Source organism: Streptomyces sp. NPDC001339 (assembly GCF_042895955.1).
Lineage (GTDB): Bacteria > Actinomycetota > Actinomycetes > Streptomycetales > Streptomycetaceae > Streptomyces.
On sequence record NZ_JBIAWT010000019.1, the window covers coordinates 64,502 to 79,551 of the forward strand.

The window sequence follows — 15,050 nt, forward strand, 5'->3', positions numbered from 1 at the left end:
ATGCCCCACATGCCCCAGTTCCGTACCGTGCGCCGTGGCGCCGCCGCGCTCGTCACCGCCGCCCTCCTCCTCCCGCTCGCCGCCTGCGGCAAGGACGACGGCACGAAGGCCGGTGGTGCCCAGAAGTCCGACGGCGGTGCCGCCGCGACGGAGCTCACCGTGCTGGCAGCCTCGTCGCTGACCGATGTCTTCAAGAAGGCCGGCGCGGCCTACGAGAAGGAGCATCCGGGGACGAAGGTGAACTTCTCCTTCGCCGGTTCCCAGGAACTCGCCGCCCAGGTCACCCAGGGCGCCCCCGCCGACGCCCTGGTCACCGCCGACACCAAGACCATGGACAAGCTGAGGGCGGACGTCGGCACGCCGACCGTCATCGCCAAGAACCGCCTGGTCATCGCGGTCGGCGAGGGCAACCCGAAGAAGATCACGAGCCTCAAGGACCTCACCGACCTCAAGCGGGTGAAGGTCGCCCTCGCCGCCCCCGCGGTCCCGGTCGGCCGCTACAGCAGGCAGATCCTGGACGCCCAGAAGCTCCGCGTCCAGCCGCTCTCCCTGGAGCCCAACGTCCGCGCCGTGCTCAGCAAGGTCGCGCTCGGCGAGGTGGACGCCGGACTGGTCTACAAGACGGACGCGGCCGCCGCGCCGAAGAAGACCGACGCGATCGACATCCCCGACGCCCAGAACGCCGTCGCGTCCTATCCCGCCGCGCCCCTGAAGTCCGCTCCGCACGCCGAGGCGGCCGCCGCGTTCGTGAAGTGGCTGAGCACGCCCGAGGCGCAAGGGATCCTGCAGCGCGCGGGCTTCCAGAAGCCGTAGGCGCGGCCGTATGCACAGAGCCGGGAGCACGACCAGGAAACGCCCAGGAACCCGATGAGACGCCTCCGCACCCCCGCCGCGCCCCGGGCCGGCAGGCGGCGCGCCCCCGGAACCCGTACGCCCGCCGTGCTGGCCGTCCCCGCGCTGGTCGCCGTCGGGTTCCTGCTGATGCCGCTCATCGGCATCCTCGCCCGCACCGACTGGGGTGCCCTCGGCAGCCATCTCGGCAGCCCGGGCGTCACCACCTCGCTCAGCCTCTCGCTGCTGGTGTCCCTCTGGGCGCTGGGGCTCTCGCTGCTGTTCGGGGTGCCGCTCGCCTGGCTGCTGGCCCGGGTCGACTTCCCCGGCAAGGCGCTGGTCCGTTCGCTGGTGCTGCTGCCGATGGTGCTGCCGCCGACCGTCGGCGGTGTCGCCCTGCTCCTCGGCTTCGGCCGCCGCGGGCTGCTCGGCCCCTGGCTGGAGGACACCTTCGGCATCGTGCTGCCGTTCCACACGTCGGGCGCGGTCCTCGCCGCCACCTTCGTCGCGATGCCGTTCCTCGTCATCAGCCTGGAGGGCACCCTGGCCGGACTCCGTCCCCGTTACGAGGAGACGGCGGCCTCCCTCGGTGCCTCGCCCGTACGGGTCTTCTGCACCGTCACCCTCCCCATGGTCGCCCCCGGCCTGGCCGCCGGCGCCGCGCTGACCTGGGCTCGCGCCCTCGGTGAATTCGGCGCGACCATCACCTTCGCCGGCAACCTGCCCGGCACCACCCAGACCCTGCCGCTCCAGGTCTATCTGCTGCTCCAGGACTCCCCGGAGGCCGCCACCTCGGTCTCGCTGCTGCTGCTCGTCATCGCCATGGCCGTGCTGCTCTGCCTGCGCGGCCGCTGGACCGGCACCACCACCGGGGCCACCGTCGGCCGCGCGGCCCGCAGCGCACCATCCGCCACCGACCCCGCCGACGGGACCGGTTTCCCGGCCTCGCCCGCCACCGGGCCCGTCACCGGCACAGCCGCCGGCACCGAGCAGCCCGCGTCCGCCACCGCAGCCGCTCCGCCGCCGGAGCACTGGCCGCTGCACGCCGACGTCACCGGATTCAACCAGCTCACCCTGGACGCCGAACCGGGCACCACCATCGCCGTCGTCGGTCCCAACGGAGCCGGTAAGACCACCCTGCTCCGTTCCCTCCTCGGCCTCACCCCGCGCGCCCACGCCACCCTGCGCCTCGGCGACACCGACGTCACCGCGCTGCCCCCGCACCGCCGCGGTGTCGCCTGGGTCCCCCAGGACGGCGCGCTCTTCCCGCACCTGAGCGCCCTGTCCAACACCGCGTACGGGCTGCGCGCCCATGGCACCCCGCGCGCCGAGGCCCGCCGCGTCGCGCGGCAGTGGCTCGACCGGCTCGGCGTCGGCCACCTCGCACACTGCAGGCCCGCCCACCTCTCCGGCGGTCAGGCCCAACGCGTCGCACTGGCCCGGGCGTTGGCGGCCCGCCCCCGTCTGCTCCTCCTCGACGAGCCGCTCGCCGCCCTCGACCAGACCACCCGCGCGCACGTCCGCCACACCCTGCGCGGCCACCTCGCCGGCTTCGGCGGCGTCTGTCTGCTCGTCACCCACGACCCCGTCGAGGCGGTCTCGCTCGCCGACCGCGTCCTCGTCCTCGACGGCGGACGCGCCCTCCAGGACGCCCCGCCCGCCGAGGTCACCCGCCATCCGCGCTCTCCCTGGGTCGCCCGGATGCTGGGCCGGAACGCCTGGCCGGTCACCGCCACCGGCGACGGTCTCGCCCTCGCCGGCGGCGGCCGTCTCATCGCCGCCGACCGGCTCCCGGACGGCACGCGAGCGCTGGCGATCATCGCCCCCGAGGCGGTGTCCGTACACCTCGACAGGCCGGCGGGCAGCCCCCGCAATGTCTGGCCAGGCACCGTACGGGAGATCACCTCGTCCGGCAGCCGGCTGCGGGTCCTCATCACCTCGCCGCACGCCCCCGACCTGGTTGCCGAGATCACCCCCTCGGCCGCCGTCGAACTCGGCCTGACCGACGGGGTGCCCATATGGGCCTGCGTCAAGGCCACGGAGGTCTCGCTGGTGATGCTCCAGCAGCACCCCGCTTAGCAGCGCCCGCTTAGCAGCGCCCCGCGTACACGGCCCCTGGCGGCCGCCCGGTGATGGGCCGATCGCGTGACACCGCTGGATCACGGGGACGCTGTCAGTGGTGGGCGGTAACGTTTGCCCCATGGCCAGCCCTGTCACACCTGATGAGGCGAACGAGGCGATACGCGCCTTCATGATCGCGGCCGTTCGTCGCGGCCGACCCCTGTGGCCCGAGGAACAGGACGAGTACGAGCAGCTGCTCGATGCGTGGGCGGCCGCGGTACGCACGCGTGCGGCAGCGAGCTGACGGACGAAACGCCCCGCCCCTGCCGCGGCAGGGACGGGGCGTCGTTCGTCCGGCGGACGAGGATCAGGACACCAGCTCCACCGTCCGCCGGCTGCGGCGGTGCTGCTCGGCCCAACTCGTCAGCGCCGCACCACAGGCGTGGTCGAGGTGGCGCAGCCCGCTCAGATCGAGCTCCACATCGCGCTCGGCGGGCAGGGTGTCGAGCTGGTCGAGGAGCTTCGGCAGCCGCAGGAAGGTGGCGTTGCCGACGGCACGGACCAGCACCGGCTCCTCCTCGTCGTCCGGGGTGTGGATCTCGAGGTGGACGTGCGAGGTCTCCCAGGCGGTCTTCGCCACGGCCATCAGCAGGCCGATGAGGACACCTTCGAACATGCCGACCGCGACGATGGCGATCGCGGTGACCGACAGCACCACGGCCTCGCCGCGGTGTTCACGCCACAGCGGTACCAGCTCACGCCGCGGGATCAGCTTCCAGCCGGCGTGGACGAGGATGCCCGCGAGCGCCGCCACCGGAACCACGCCCAGTGCGGCGGGGAACGCCGCCGCGAACACCAGCAGCCAGACGCCGTGCAGCACCCGCGACGCCTTGGTCCTCGCGCCCGCCTGGACATTGGCGGCGCTGCGTACGATCACCGCGGTCATCGGCAGCGCGCCCAGCACACCGCAGACGGCATTGCCCGCGCCCTGGGCCATCAGCTCCTTGTCGTAGTCGGTCCGCGGCCCGTTGTGCAGCCGGTCCACCGCCGCGGCGCTGAAGAGGGACTCGGCGGACGCGATCAGGGTGAAGGCGAGGACCGTGCCGATCACCTCGACCTCGACGAGGTTGCCGAGATCGGCGAGGCCCGGCGGCTGGATCGCGTCCAGCAGTCCGCTGACCTCGATGCGGGCGACCGGCAGGGAGAACGCCCAGACCGCGGCGGTGGCGAGCGCCACCGCGGCGAGCGGTGCGGGCAGGATCCTGGCGGCGCGCTGCCAGCGGGGCCACAGCACCAGTACGGCGATGGTGCCGGCACCGACGGCGAGCGCCGACAGCGCGGAGGTGGACCGGACGGTGTCGGTGACCAGGCCCGGCAGCGCGCCGATATTGGCCAGCCCGCTGCCCGGTGCCTTGGCGTCCGCGAGGGCGTAGAGCTGCCCGGCGATCAGCACCAGGCCGATACCGGCCAGCATGCCCTGGACGACGGCGACCGAGATCGCCCGGAACCAGCGCCCCAGCTTCAGGGCGCCCATGGCGAGTTGCAGGGCTCCGGCGGCCAGCACCAGCGCACCGAGGCCGCCGACGCCGTACTCCTTGACCGCTTCGAAGACCAGCACGGTGAGGCCCGCGGCCGGGCCGCTGACCTGGAGGCTGCTGCCGGGGAGCAGGCCGGTCAGCAGCCCGCCGACGATGCCGGTGACGAGGCCCAGCTCGGCCGGTACGCCGGAGGCGACGGCCACCCCCACGCACAGGGGGACGGCCACGAGGAAGACGACGAGAGAGGCGGCGAAGTCCGCCCGGAAGGTGGTGAATCGGTTCATGAGGTGCACGTGCGCCCTTACAGCGGGAGGAACAGGTCGGAGGCCGGGTGATGTGCTGCCACCAGACCGGTGTGCACTTCGTAGAACCAGCCGTGCAGCTTCACCTCGCCGGCGGCCAGCCGTTCCCGCACGCAGGGGTAGCCGCGCAGCCGGTCGAGCTGTTCGCGCACGTGCTGCTGGACCGCGGCCGAGACCGTCGGTTCGTCGTCCTTGGGCAGTTCGTCGGAGAGCTGCTGCGCCAGCCAGTCGCGTACCGCGGGTGCGCCGGTCAGGTCCTCGCCGCGGATCTTGGCGCCGACCGCGCCGCAGTGCGAGTGACCGCACACCACGATGTCGGCCACCCGCAGCACGCGCATCGCGTACTCGATGGTGGCGGCTTGTGCACAGGCCGCCATGTCCTCCTGGTAGACGGGCAGCGCGTTGCCGGCCGTCCGCAGTTCGAACAGTTCACCCGGGCGTGCCCCGGTGATCAGGGACGGTACGACGCGGGAGTCGGAGCAGGTGATGAAGAGGGCGAGCGGAGACTGGCCGGCCGCGAGTCGGCCGTAGGTTTCCTGTTCTTCGCGCTGGTCGGCGATACGGGCTGTCAGGGTCCGGGCATGCTGGATGAAGGGCTCCATGAGAGGTCTCCTGCTGATGAGAGGTCACCGCGGGGGTGACGGACACGTGCGAAGCGCGGCTGCGTGGGGTTGACCACCACGGCCGTGCTCAGCAGCGGAAGACGCAGTGCAGGATGGGGAGTTGGGCCGGTCTGGACTCGGCCCGGGGAATGCTGCCCGCCGCAGGGTGGCCGGACGCCGTCGCGGCATCGGGCGGTTCCGTGCGGGACGGCCGCTGCGCGGGGGCGTCGCTCCCGCAGGAGCCTACGGTCCGGGCGCCACCGCGAGGCTGCCCGCGCTCGGAGTCGCGCTTCTCGCGCTTGGTCTTCTCTTCTTTGGAGTCGTAACTGGGCTTGGTCGCCGGCAGGCTGTGGGAGGACTTCGCGGCGGAGAGCGCGGCATTCGCGCCGGCGGCCGTCGCCGTACCGCCCAGCAGCAGCGTGAGAGCGACGGCGAGCACGGTCAGCATGGTGCGCCACAGGCGCGGCGCCGGTATTCCGGTGCCCTTCCTCATGCCTGCCCCCCGACGGTCGTCACTGGTGCTACGGCCGCTCCCCAGCCTGCCGCATCCAGGTTTCCAGTCTGATAACAAGAAATGACGCCTGGTGTCATTATTTTCCGGAGTATGGCCCGAGGGCAAGGAGGATGTGCGCTGCCGCTCCCGCATGGGCTCATGCGTGGGTAGGTGCTCATACGTGCTCCGCTTCCGTGCGCGGTGCCGTGCGGGTCTTGTCTTCGGTACGGGGCGGCCGGCGGGCCGACCACACGACCACCGGGACGACCGCCAGCGAAAGGGCCCCGCCGGCCAGCGCCAGCACGGGGAAGCCGCCCAGCGCGACGACCAGGCCAGAGGCCATGCCTCCGGTGGCGCCGGCGATCGCGATGCCGACGTCCACCCACCCCTGCGCCGCGGCGCGGCGGTCCGGCGGAAGCGCTTCGGTGACCATGGCGGTGCCGCTGACCAGCCCGAAGTTCCAGCCGAGGCCCAGCAGTACGAGCGCTGTGGCGAGCGTAGGAACGGAGTGCGCCGGCGCCACCGCGGCGAGCACCCCGGCGGCCAGCAGCAGCGGGCCGGAGGCCCCGGCGACCCGCCGTCTTCCGACCCGGTCGACCAGCAGCCCGGTGAGCGGCGACGGCAGGAACATCGCTCCCACGTGCAGGGCGATGACCAGCCCGGCGGCCTGGGTGTCCTGGCCGTGGGCCAGCATATGGACGGGCGTCATCGTCATCACGGCGATCATCACGAGCTGGGTGAGGATCATGACCGTGGTGCCGCCGATGACCGCCCGGCGCCGCGTACGGTCCAGCGGCCGGCGGAGGGTGCCGGCGGCGGTGCCGTCGGCCTCGCCGGGCGGCGGCTCGGTGCGGGCCAGCGTCTCGGCCAGCCGCAGCGGGTCGGGCCGCAGCAGTACGGCCAGCGCCACCGCGGCCGCGCCGAACGCCACCACGGCCAGCAGGAACGGCCCGGCGAGCCGGGGGATGCCCCAGGAGTGCGCGAACTCCCCGGTGAGAGTCACCAGATTGGGGCCGGTCACCGCTCCGAGGGTGGTGGCGAAGAGCACCGTGCTCACCGCGCGCCCGCGCCGCGCGGGGGAGGCCAGATCGGCTCCCGCGTAGCGTGCCATCAGGTTCGTCGCGGTGCCGGCACCGTAGATCAGCAGGCCCAGGAACAGCAGCGGAGCACTGCCGACGGCGGCGGCAGCCACCACCCCGAGGCTGCCGAGCGCCCCGGCGGCGTACCCGAGCGCGAGCCCGGGGCGCCGGCCCCAGCGGCGGCAGAGCCGGCCGATGGCGAAGGCGCCGAGCGCCGACCCGGTGGTGAACAGCGCGCTGGGCAGGCCGGCCAGCCCGGTCGAGCCGAGCATCTCCTCGGCGAGCAGGGCGCCGACGGTGATTCCCGCGGCCAGCCCCGCACCGGCGAGAATCTGGGAGAAGACCAGAACTCCCAGAATGCGCCGCTGCTCCGGTATGTCGCGCGGAGCCGGCGTGCTGTTCCCAGCCGTCATGGTGCCTTTCCGATCGAGCCGACAGTGACTGCTATGTCTTCGCCACGGGCTGCAGTGCCGCGATGTCTCCCAGCGGCAGCCCCATCTGCTGATGGAGGAAGCGCACGATCGTCCAATGCGGCAGTGCGCCCTCGTCGAACGGGCCGAATTCCCGACAGTACAACGGAATCCAGCGCAGTGCCTCTTCAATTACCTGTTCGCGACCTGGTTCCTGCTGATACGCCTCGTACGCGATGCTGCGATGCTCGATGAAGAACCGCCCCGGCAGCCGCTCTTCACACAGCGCCCGGTACTCCCGGGTCTGCAGAATGAGGTAGTGCCAGATCTCGTCGATCTCCTGCTCGACCGGGAGGAAAAGTCCGGCGAGCCGGTCGTGGTACCGGGAGACGAGATAGAGGTAGCGCAGGCACTCGGTCACCTGGCGCGTCACGAATTCCCGTGACAGGTCCGCGCTCTTGGCGTCGAAGTGGTCCACCACTTCGGTGTACAGCGCGTCACCGAGCAGTTCCCTGAGGGCGTCGGCGGATATCCGCGGGCCGCGGTCCATGGTTCTCCTGTGCAGGTGGGGGCGGGTGCGGGAGGATTTCATGCGTCCTCGTGGACGAGCCAGGCGTACTTCCCGGACCGCCCAATGGGGATATGCCTACGGTGCTCTAGACGACATTTCCGCCCGGTCAGTTCACTGATTCTTTCCTGCAGTGCCGAGGCCTGGGTGACGTCCACCGGCTCACCGCTGAATGTCGTATATGCCAGCTGTGCCGCGGAATCGCCGGTCATCCGCAACTGGTAAATAAAGACATGCGGTGACTCCTCGCCGATGCAGCGGTCGAGGTCGCCCTGTGCCACCGGTCCGTTCGGAGTGCTGAGCAATTCCTTGTACCGTCCACAGAATTGGCTGATCCGCGCCGGATCCGGTGTGCCGTCCACGGTCCGTACGCAGTCACCCGAGCGGTACCGGATCAAGGGCATATAAGGATTGCGCACGCTGGAGACGATGAGTTCGTAGAGTGTGCTTCCGGGGGCGACCGGATGAAGTTCCACGCTCATCTTGTCGAGGTACGGCCAGTAAGTGCCACGACGGTCGCTGTAGTAGAGGTAGCCGAGTTCGGTGCTGCCGAACAGGTCGATGATCGGGCAGACGAAGTGCTGACGCAGATAGCGCCGGACGTTGACCGGGGTGTATTCGTAAGCGTGGATGATGCTGGCGGGCGGCGGGAAATCATCCCACAGTCCCCCTTCGCCGACCTGACGCACCAGATGCGCGAGGTGGTAGCCGGAGCAGTCGAGGTGGTACCAGCCGCGCGTATGTGCCTGCCGGGCGGACTCGATCTCGGCGAGCATCCGCACCACCTCGTCGCGCTCCCACCGCGCCGGATCGAGCCGCAGGTTGAGATAGCAGGTGCGGTCGTCGAGCCACCGGTCGTCGAGCGCGGGCACCGGCTTCGGCGGGACACCGCGGCGCGCGGCGTTGACCCGGGCGACATGCTCGGTCGCCAGCACCGTCGTCAGAGAGACGCGTCGGCAGCCGGACTCCCAGGTCTGGGCGATATCGGGGTGTTCGCGCCACAGCCGGTAGTAGGAGTGCAGCAGGAAGTACGGGGGCCGGATGATCTGCATCCGGGCGTGGTGGGTGCCGGTGGAGAGCACGAACTCCGCTTCGCCGGCCGCCAGCGCCGCGGCCAGCCGGGGCGTCATCCAGTTGTCGGGGAAACCGCGGGCGATCTCCGGCTTGTCGAGTACCGGGAAGTGGCCCCTCGCCACCGATTCACGGTAGATCGGTATATCGCGGATCTGCTCGATGATCTCGGCGGTCGGCTGACCGTCCATGCCATCCATGGCGTCCATGGCTTCCTCGTCGGGGTTCGGAGCGCGGGGCCCGGGTGCGGCGGATCGGTCGCACCCGGGCCCTCGGTGTGTACGGCGGTCAGGAGATACAGCCGGCCTTGGGCGTGGCGCTGATGCAGCCGGCCTTGGGGGACGCGCTGATGCAGCCGTTCTTCGCCGCCTGCTGCGCGGAGTTGGCGGCGAGCCAGTTCTGCCAGACGTCGTCCTGGGCCATCTTCTTGATGAGCTGTTCCATGGGAACCTCCGGGAAGAGAGTGGGAAAGATCCCGGCATACGGGCGCTGACCTGCGCCGATGCCAACAGCACCGAAGGTAAAGGCATGGCCAAGTCGGTGTCAATGAAAGGCAATGCCCGTGCGGAGGGAGAGTGTGACCGGCGCGCCAACTTTGGCCGGATCTTGTCGGGTGGATCGTCGCGGGGAACCACATGACGAGCAGTCAATTACTGGTCTGTACCAGCTCCTTGTGCCGGGCCGGCCGTGTCGACGGGCAGCCTCGGCGGATCAAGGAATGAGACGCGGCGGGGCCGGTGGCCGAATCCGCCGGCCACCGGCCCCGCCGCCTGTCGTCTGCCGCCCGTCGGCCGCCGGCCACCGGCCCGCCGCGGGCGTCGCCTAGGGGAGCGGCTGGTACTTGTACCCGATCCCGAACACCGTGTTGATCGAGTCGCGCAGCCCCGGCCCCAGGCGCCGCCGCAGCCGGGCGATATGGACGTCGACAGTGCGGGTGCTGGACTGGCAGCTGGGCCAGACCGCGGCCATCAGCTGCTCCCGGGTGAAGGCGCGCTGGGGGTGGAGCACGAGGTGGGCGAGCAGGTCGAATTCCAGCCTTGGCAGGCCGAGTTTCCGGCCTCTGATGAGGACGATCCGGGCCGCGTTGTCGATCTGGATCGGCTGCGGCCGGGCCTGGGCGGCCGCCGGCTCGGGGAAGCCCGGCGGCTCGTCGCGCGGCGGCGCCAGGATGATGTGGACCTCGTCGGAGGGCAGCCGGTGCACCGATACGGGTTCCAGGTCGTGCAGGGTCAGTTGCCACGTGCCGTCGGGGAGCCGGTCGACCGCCAGGGGTGGCCCTTCGCCGGACCCGGCCGGTACCGGGTGGCCCAGGTCGGCGTCCGGTAGCAACGCAAGCGGGGTCGTCGAGGAGTTCATAAACATGATCTGGGCCCATTCCTCTTGCAAAGCAGGCGTGTACGGACAGACATGGCGGTGCTCGACGTTCGACGGTGCTGAGGCGCGGTGCGGCAGTCGCGGCGCGGTCCGGTGCACAGGTGTCGCGGCGAACCGGCATTCGTGGTGCGGGTACGCCCTAGCGGGGGCGATCGCTCCGTGCGTGTCGTCAGAGCGCTCGCGCCCATGCCCGTACTCGGCCGTGACGTGGTGCGAGGTCACGGCCTCCGGTCCGGACGAACGCTACATGTGATCGCGCGCTTCCGGAAAGTAGCTTCCGCGAATTTCGGTTGCTCTTCAGCTCAATCCATGTATGCGCGGTGCCAACTCGCCCGGCCGATGGGTGCGTTGTGTCCGTGCGGGTCGGCTCGCGCGGTACGGACGGCGGCTGCCGGACCGGCGGTCCCGCGCGGACGCCCGGCCCGTCACGGCCGCTCCGGCTGGTCCCGGTAGGACCGGATTCTGGTTCCGCGGTCGCCGGTTCCGGGTCACATTGGCGGAATCGGAAGGGTAATCGACCGAAGGTTTCCGGTTGAGGGGTCCGCGGAACGTATGAATATGCCACGCAAATGCCCTGCGGTCCCGAGGGGTGGCCTGCGGTCGCCTCCGGAAGATCGGCCGAAGTATTGTCTCCCTTCGCTCCTTCCCCCTTCCCTCGCATCGCGGCGAAAGGTGCGGAACCAGATATTCCAGACGGATGTTTTCGCGGGGAGTTGATGATGAGTAGGGTGTGGCTCCCCGCCGCATGACCGGCGGCAGGGGGCCAGCTGAATTCGGCGCGGCTGGAATGCGGTGTGGGGGATGACACCTTCGTGACCGGGAGGGGACCATGGCGGCCGACGCTTTCGAGGGGCAGTACGTATGGAGTCCGGCGGCCGATGACCGGGCGCTGGCCAGCGCCTGCGTCGACGTCAGGGCCGGTCGCTACTTCAGCGCTCACGAGGTGCTGTGGGAAACCCGGGGGGACTTCGAACTGCGGGCCCACCGCTCCCTCGTGCTGGCGTCCGTGGCCGCCGACTCCGACCTGGCCGAGCGCTGGCTGGACGAAGAGCCCGGACCGGAGGCGGCGCTGCTGTGGGCCCGGGTGGCGATGCTCCGCGCGCTGCGCATGGCCGACGCCGGTGACCAGCGGCAGCGGGCGCTGACGCGGATAGCGCGGACGGCGTGTGAGCGGGCCTCGAAGGAGTCGCCCGAGGACCCCACCCCGTGGGTGGCCCAGCTCGCGCTCGCCCGGCTGGACCGCCCCCAGGACCCCGCGCCCCAGGGCCTGCTGACCGCGCCGACCGGTCCGTGGTACCTCTTCGCCCACATCCTCCGGCTGGACGCCTGGCACCGCGAGGCGCACCACCGCTTCCTGTCGTTCTTCTTCACCCGCTACGGCGGTTCCTCCAGCGCCAGCTGGGACGTCGCCGCGTTCCTCAGTCAGCGCGCCCCGGCCGGCTCACCGCTCAGGCTGCTGCCGCTGGTGGCGCTGGTCGAGGACTACAACCCCTCGGACCTGCTCGCCAACCGGACCTGGGAGCAGCCCCAGTGGGTCAGCGCAGCCATGGGCGTGTACCACAACTGGTTTCCGCGGGTGACCGATTACCGCTTCACGCCGGTCCTGGACCTGGCGTATCTGGCGCATGCGCTCTTCCTGGCGAAACGTGAATTCGAGGCGCGGGAAGTGTTCACGGCCATGGGTCCGTACGCCTCGCGGATGCCCTGGAGCGCCTTCGGTGACCCCGAGGAGCAACTGACCAAAGCCCGGCGCTCCTGCGGACTTCCGGTGCCGCATTCCACCTGAGAAAGCGCGGTCGACCGGCGAGCCGTATCCGCGGAATTCCCCCGATCCCCTGATCCCCCGATCCGCTCACCCGTCAACTGCCCCCGACACCCCTCAGAAAGGTTGCGGTTCGTGTCCGAGCGTACCTCGCTCCTTCGCTCGAAATCCCCCCGGCCGGCGGACCCCGGCACCCTCGATGACGATGCCACGCTGCACGCCATGGGTTATCCGCGGAAACTCACCCGTAGATTCCGCGCGTTCGACAATTTCGCCATTTCCTTCACCATCATCAACATCATATCCGGGATATTCTCCTCCTTCGGTTTCGGAATGAACGCCGGCGGCCCCCGGATCCTGATCTTCGGCTGGATCGGAGTGTCGCTCATGGTGCTGTTCGTCGGCGCCGCGATGGGCGAGATCGCCTCCGCCTACCCGACCAGCGGCGCGCTCTACTTCTCGGCCGGCAAGCTGGCCAAGCGGCACAAGGGCGCCTGGTCCTGGTACACCGGCTGGCTGAACTTCGTCGGCCAGGTCGGCGGCACCGCGGCCACCAACTTCGCCGCCGCCACCTTCATCCAGGCGTTCATCGCCATGCAGTGGCCGTCCTACGAGCCCACACCGCAACTGACCGTCTGCATCACCGCCGGCATCCTCCTCGTGCAGGCGCTGCTGAACACCTACACCGTATGGCTGGTCGCCCTGGTGAACCGGATTTCCGTGTGGTGGCTGCTGATCGGCATGGTGGTGATTGTCGGCGCACTCACCTTTGTCCCCGAACACCACCAATCGCCCTCCTATCTCACGCACTTCGTCAACAACACCGGCTTCACCCACGCTGTCTACGGCGGAATGCTGGGCCTGCTCGTCACCAGCTGGACGTTCACCGGATTCGACGGCAGTTTCCACATGTCCGAGGAAACGGTGAAGGCGACGGTCAACGCGCCCAAGGGCATCATGCGGGCCATCAGCTGCTCCGCGGTCACCGGGCTGATCCTGATGCTCGCCCTGGTGTACGCAATCCGGGACTACGGCAACGCCGCCGGCGCCGAGGCCCCGCCGGTACAGATTCTTATCGACGCCCTCGGCCAAAGCACCGCGAAGTTCCTGCTGTTGATCGTCATCGGCGCCATGCTGTTCTGCGGCCTCGCCAACATGACCAGCAATACCCGGCAGATCTTCGCGTTCTCGCGGGACGGCGCGATGCCCGGCTCCCGTTGGTGGCATTCGGTGTCCGCGCGCACCCGTACGCCCGTCAAGGCGGTCTGGCTCGCCGCGGCCTGCCCCTTGGTGCTGGTGCTCCCCGGCTGGTGGTCCCACACCGCCTTCACCGCGGTGGTGAGCGTCAACGTCGTCGGACTGTTCCTCGCCTACGGCGTCCCGATCTTCCTCCGGCTGCGGCTCGACGACTTCCAGGCCGGACCGTGGAACCTCGGCCGCTTCGGCAAGCCCGTCGCGGCGATCGCGGTGACCTGGATCCTGGTCAGCAATGTGCTGTTCATGCTGCCCCAGGCCTCCCCGATCACCCCCGCCTCGTTCAACTACGCACCCCTTGCCCTGGCCGTGGTCCTTCTCATCGCCACGGTGTGGTGGTTCGTCACCGCCCGTCGCCGCTTCCAGGGACCGGTCAGCTACGGCCGTCCCGACGAACTCGCCGCCATGGACCTGATCTGAGGCGTCTCCGCACCGCCCCCTCACCCCGAACCCTGCCCCACAGAAAGGACGACCACCGGCATGCCTCAGCACCCCGAAGCGCACTCCGAAGTACACCCCGAAGCGCACCGCGAGCCCGGCGCGGCCGACACGTTCACCGTCACCACCGCCACGTCGCACGACTGGCAGAAGGTGGTGCGCTGGGCCACTGACGAGCAGTGGAACCCCGGCCGCGACGACACCGCCAGCTTCCACCCCACCGATCCGGCGGGCTTCTTCCTGGGACGCCGCGGCGACACCACGCTCTCGTCCCTGTCGATCGTCAACTACTCGGCCGAGTACGCCTTCCTCGGCTACTACCTGGTCCACCCCGACCACCGCGGCCAGGGCCTGGGCCTGGCCACCTGGCGCGCCGCCTTCCCGCACGCCGGCGCCCGCACCGTCGGCCTGGACGCGGTCCCCGCGCAGCAGGCGACGTACAAGCGCGCCGGGTTCACCCCCGCCTACGACACCCTCCGCTACGGCGGCCGCCCCGCCCGCCCGGGCACACCGCCGCCGCCGGAGGTCGTCCCGGTCACCGGCGCCCACCTCGACGCCCTCGCCGGCTACGACCGGCGCTGCTTCCCCGCCGACCGGAGCGGCTTCGTCACCCGCTGGCTGACGGCCGCCGGGCACACCGCCCGCGCCTACGTCCGCAACGGTGAGATCGCCGGTTACGGAGTGATCCGCCCGGCCCACACCGGCCACCGCATCGGCCCGCTCTTCGCCGACACCCCCCAGGCCGCCGAGGCGCTCTTCGACGCCCTCACCGCGACCGTCGACCCGGCCGCCGAGGTCTTCCTCGACATCCCCGAGCCCCGGCGCGCGGCCCACTCCCTGGCCACCGCCCGTGGCCTGGTCCCCACGTCGCACACCGTGCGGATGTACACCGGACCGGCGCCGTCGGAGGACCAGCCGCGCACCTACGCCGTGACCAGCCTCGAACTGGGCTAGGGCCTGTCGTCAAACTCCCGTCGTTCGCCCGAAGTCGCGGGGCAGGCGGGAGTGTGACGACAGGGCCTGGGGCCTGTGCCGGAAGTCCCGTCGCTCCCCGTCTGAGGACGGTGGCCCGCCGTCCTCGGGCAGGCCGCCGTCCTCAGCGGTTCACCTGATTCCTCCGAGGATGCCCCGTCCTTCAGGGCGGGGTGGGGGTACCGCCCGCTTGCGGGGGAGAATCGGACTCCTGCGGAGCAGGGCAGAGGTAGCCGAATCGCCGTCAGGGCGATTCGGTGTCCACCCCAGTGCGGGGCGAGGAAGCCCATCAAGA

Annotated in this window: 14 protein-coding genes; 6 read left to right on the forward strand and 8 right to left on the reverse strand. The window is 70.6% G+C overall.

Annotated elements, in window-relative coordinates; translation table 11 throughout:
* Window positions 1-9 precede the first annotated feature (9 nt).
* The 3 genes from modA to ACFY12_RS33990 all read left to right on the forward strand — a co-directional run bounded on the left by modA (window position 10) and on the right by ACFY12_RS33990 (window position 3,196).
* Window positions 10-813, forward strand: coding sequence for a molybdate ABC transporter substrate-binding protein (modA, locus tag ACFY12_RS33980; protein ID WP_390719846.1), 804 nt, complete (start codon window positions 10-12; stop codon window positions 811-813).
* A gap of 54 nt (window positions 814-867) precedes the next feature.
* Complete coding sequence (locus ACFY12_RS33985; protein ID WP_390719829.1) at window positions 868-2,910, forward strand: ABC transporter permease; 2,043 nt, start codon at window positions 868-870, stop codon at window positions 2,908-2,910.
* 121 nt (window positions 2,911-3,031) lie between these two features.
* Window positions 3,032-3,196, forward strand: coding sequence for a hypothetical protein (locus tag ACFY12_RS33990; RefSeq protein ID WP_390719830.1), 165 nt, complete (start codon window positions 3,032-3,034; stop codon window positions 3,194-3,196).
* 63 nt (window positions 3,197-3,259) lie between these two features.
* On the opposite strand, the gene ACFY12_RS33995 is transcribed toward ACFY12_RS33990, so the two are convergent.
* From ACFY12_RS33995 to ACFY12_RS34030, 8 genes are all read right to left on the reverse strand, one after another.
* Window positions 3,260-4,714, reverse strand: coding sequence for a SulP family inorganic anion transporter (locus ACFY12_RS33995; RefSeq protein ID WP_390719831.1), 1,455 nt, complete (start codon window positions 4,712-4,714; stop codon window positions 3,260-3,262).
* A 17-nt stretch (window positions 4,715-4,731) separates the two neighbouring features.
* Complete coding sequence (locus tag ACFY12_RS34000) at window positions 4,732-5,334, reverse strand: carbonic anhydrase (RefSeq protein WP_390719832.1); 603 nt, start codon at window positions 5,332-5,334, stop codon at window positions 4,732-4,734.
* A gap of 88 nt (window positions 5,335-5,422) precedes the next feature.
* On the reverse strand, window positions 5,423-5,827 hold the full coding sequence (locus tag ACFY12_RS34005; protein WP_390719833.1) for a hypothetical protein: 405 nt from the start codon (window positions 5,825-5,827) through the stop codon (window positions 5,423-5,425).
* A gap of 175 nt (window positions 5,828-6,002) precedes the next feature.
* The gene (locus tag ACFY12_RS34010; protein WP_390719834.1) at window positions 6,003-7,319 is read right to left on the reverse strand and encodes an MFS transporter; all 1,317 of its coding nucleotides are present in this window, start codon (window positions 7,317-7,319) and stop codon (window positions 6,003-6,005) included.
* 31 nt (window positions 7,320-7,350) lie between these two features.
* Window positions 7,351-7,866 carry a hypothetical protein gene (locus tag ACFY12_RS34015; RefSeq protein WP_390719835.1) on the reverse strand — a complete coding sequence of 172 codons (516 nt, stop codon included), beginning with the start codon at window positions 7,864-7,866 and terminating at the stop codon, window positions 7,351-7,353.
* Window positions 7,867-7,904: 38 nt separating this feature from the next.
* Window positions 7,905-9,146, reverse strand: coding sequence for a hypothetical protein (locus ACFY12_RS34020; RefSeq protein ID WP_390719847.1), 1,242 nt, complete (start codon window positions 9,144-9,146; stop codon window positions 7,905-7,907).
* 97 nt (window positions 9,147-9,243) lie between these two features.
* Entirely contained in the window at window positions 9,244-9,399 is a 156-nt protein-coding gene (locus tag ACFY12_RS34025; protein WP_390719836.1) for a hypothetical protein, read from the reverse strand.
* A gap of 378 nt (window positions 9,400-9,777) precedes the next feature.
* Window positions 9,778-10,317: a winged helix-turn-helix domain-containing protein gene (locus ACFY12_RS34030; RefSeq protein WP_390719837.1), complete on the reverse strand. Its 540-nt coding sequence runs from the start codon at window positions 10,315-10,317 to the stop codon at window positions 9,778-9,780.
* Between the two features lie 841 nt (window positions 10,318-11,158).
* On the opposite strand from ACFY12_RS34030, the gene ACFY12_RS34035 reads away from it, so the two are divergent.
* The 3 genes from ACFY12_RS34035 to ACFY12_RS34045 all read left to right on the forward strand — a co-directional run bounded on the left by ACFY12_RS34035 (window position 11,159) and on the right by ACFY12_RS34045 (window position 14,737).
* Entirely contained in the window at window positions 11,159-12,115 is a 957-nt protein-coding gene (locus ACFY12_RS34035; RefSeq protein ID WP_390719838.1) for a hypothetical protein, read from the forward strand.
* Window positions 12,116-12,313: 198 nt separating this feature from the next.
* Window positions 12,314-13,765 carry an amino acid permease gene (locus ACFY12_RS34040; protein ID WP_390719848.1) on the forward strand — a complete coding sequence of 484 codons (1,452 nt, stop codon included), beginning with the start codon at window positions 12,314-12,316 and terminating at the stop codon, window positions 13,763-13,765.
* A gap of 60 nt (window positions 13,766-13,825) precedes the next feature.
* Complete coding sequence (locus ACFY12_RS34045; protein WP_390719839.1) at window positions 13,826-14,737, forward strand: GNAT family N-acetyltransferase; 912 nt, start codon at window positions 13,826-13,828, stop codon at window positions 14,735-14,737.
* Window positions 14,738-15,050 lie beyond the last annotated feature (313 nt).

Coding starts and splice junctions, on each gene's coding strand:
- modA (WP_390719846.1), top strand. CDS start 10: ATGCCCCAGTTCCGTACCGTGCGCCGTGGCGCCGCCGCGCTCGTCACC.
- ACFY12_RS33985 (WP_390719829.1), top strand. CDS start 868: ATGAGACGCCTCCGCACCCCCGCCGCGCCCCGGGCCGGCAGGCGGCGC.
- ACFY12_RS33990 (WP_390719830.1), top strand. CDS start 3,032: ATGGCCAGCCCTGTCACACCTGATGAGGCGAACGAGGCGATACGCGCC.
- ACFY12_RS33995 (WP_390719831.1), bottom strand. CDS start 4,714: ATGAACCGATTCACCACCTTCCGGGCGGACTTCGCCGCCTCTCTCGTC.
- ACFY12_RS34000 (WP_390719832.1), bottom strand. CDS start 5,334: ATGGAGCCCTTCATCCAGCATGCCCGGACCCTGACAGCCCGTATCGCC.
- ACFY12_RS34005 (WP_390719833.1), bottom strand. CDS start 5,827: ATGAGGAAGGGCACCGGAATACCGGCGCCGCGCCTGTGGCGCACCATG.
- ACFY12_RS34010 (WP_390719834.1), bottom strand. CDS start 7,319: ATGACGGCTGGGAACAGCACGCCGGCTCCGCGCGACATACCGGAGCAG.
- ACFY12_RS34015 (WP_390719835.1), bottom strand. CDS start 7,866: ATGGACCGCGGCCCGCGGATATCCGCCGACGCCCTCAGGGAACTGCTC.
- ACFY12_RS34020 (WP_390719847.1), bottom strand. CDS start 9,146: ATGGACGGTCAGCCGACCGCCGAGATCATCGAGCAGATCCGCGATATA.
- ACFY12_RS34025 (WP_390719836.1), bottom strand. CDS start 9,399: ATGGAACAGCTCATCAAGAAGATGGCCCAGGACGACGTCTGGCAGAAC.
- ACFY12_RS34030 (WP_390719837.1), bottom strand. CDS start 10,317: ATGTTTATGAACTCCTCGACGACCCCGCTTGCGTTGCTACCGGACGCC.
- ACFY12_RS34035 (WP_390719838.1), top strand. CDS start 11,159: ATGGCGGCCGACGCTTTCGAGGGGCAGTACGTATGGAGTCCGGCGGCC.
- ACFY12_RS34040 (WP_390719848.1), top strand. CDS start 12,314: ATGGGTTATCCGCGGAAACTCACCCGTAGATTCCGCGCGTTCGACAAT.
- ACFY12_RS34045 (WP_390719839.1), top strand. CDS start 13,826: ATGCCTCAGCACCCCGAAGCGCACTCCGAAGTACACCCCGAAGCGCAC.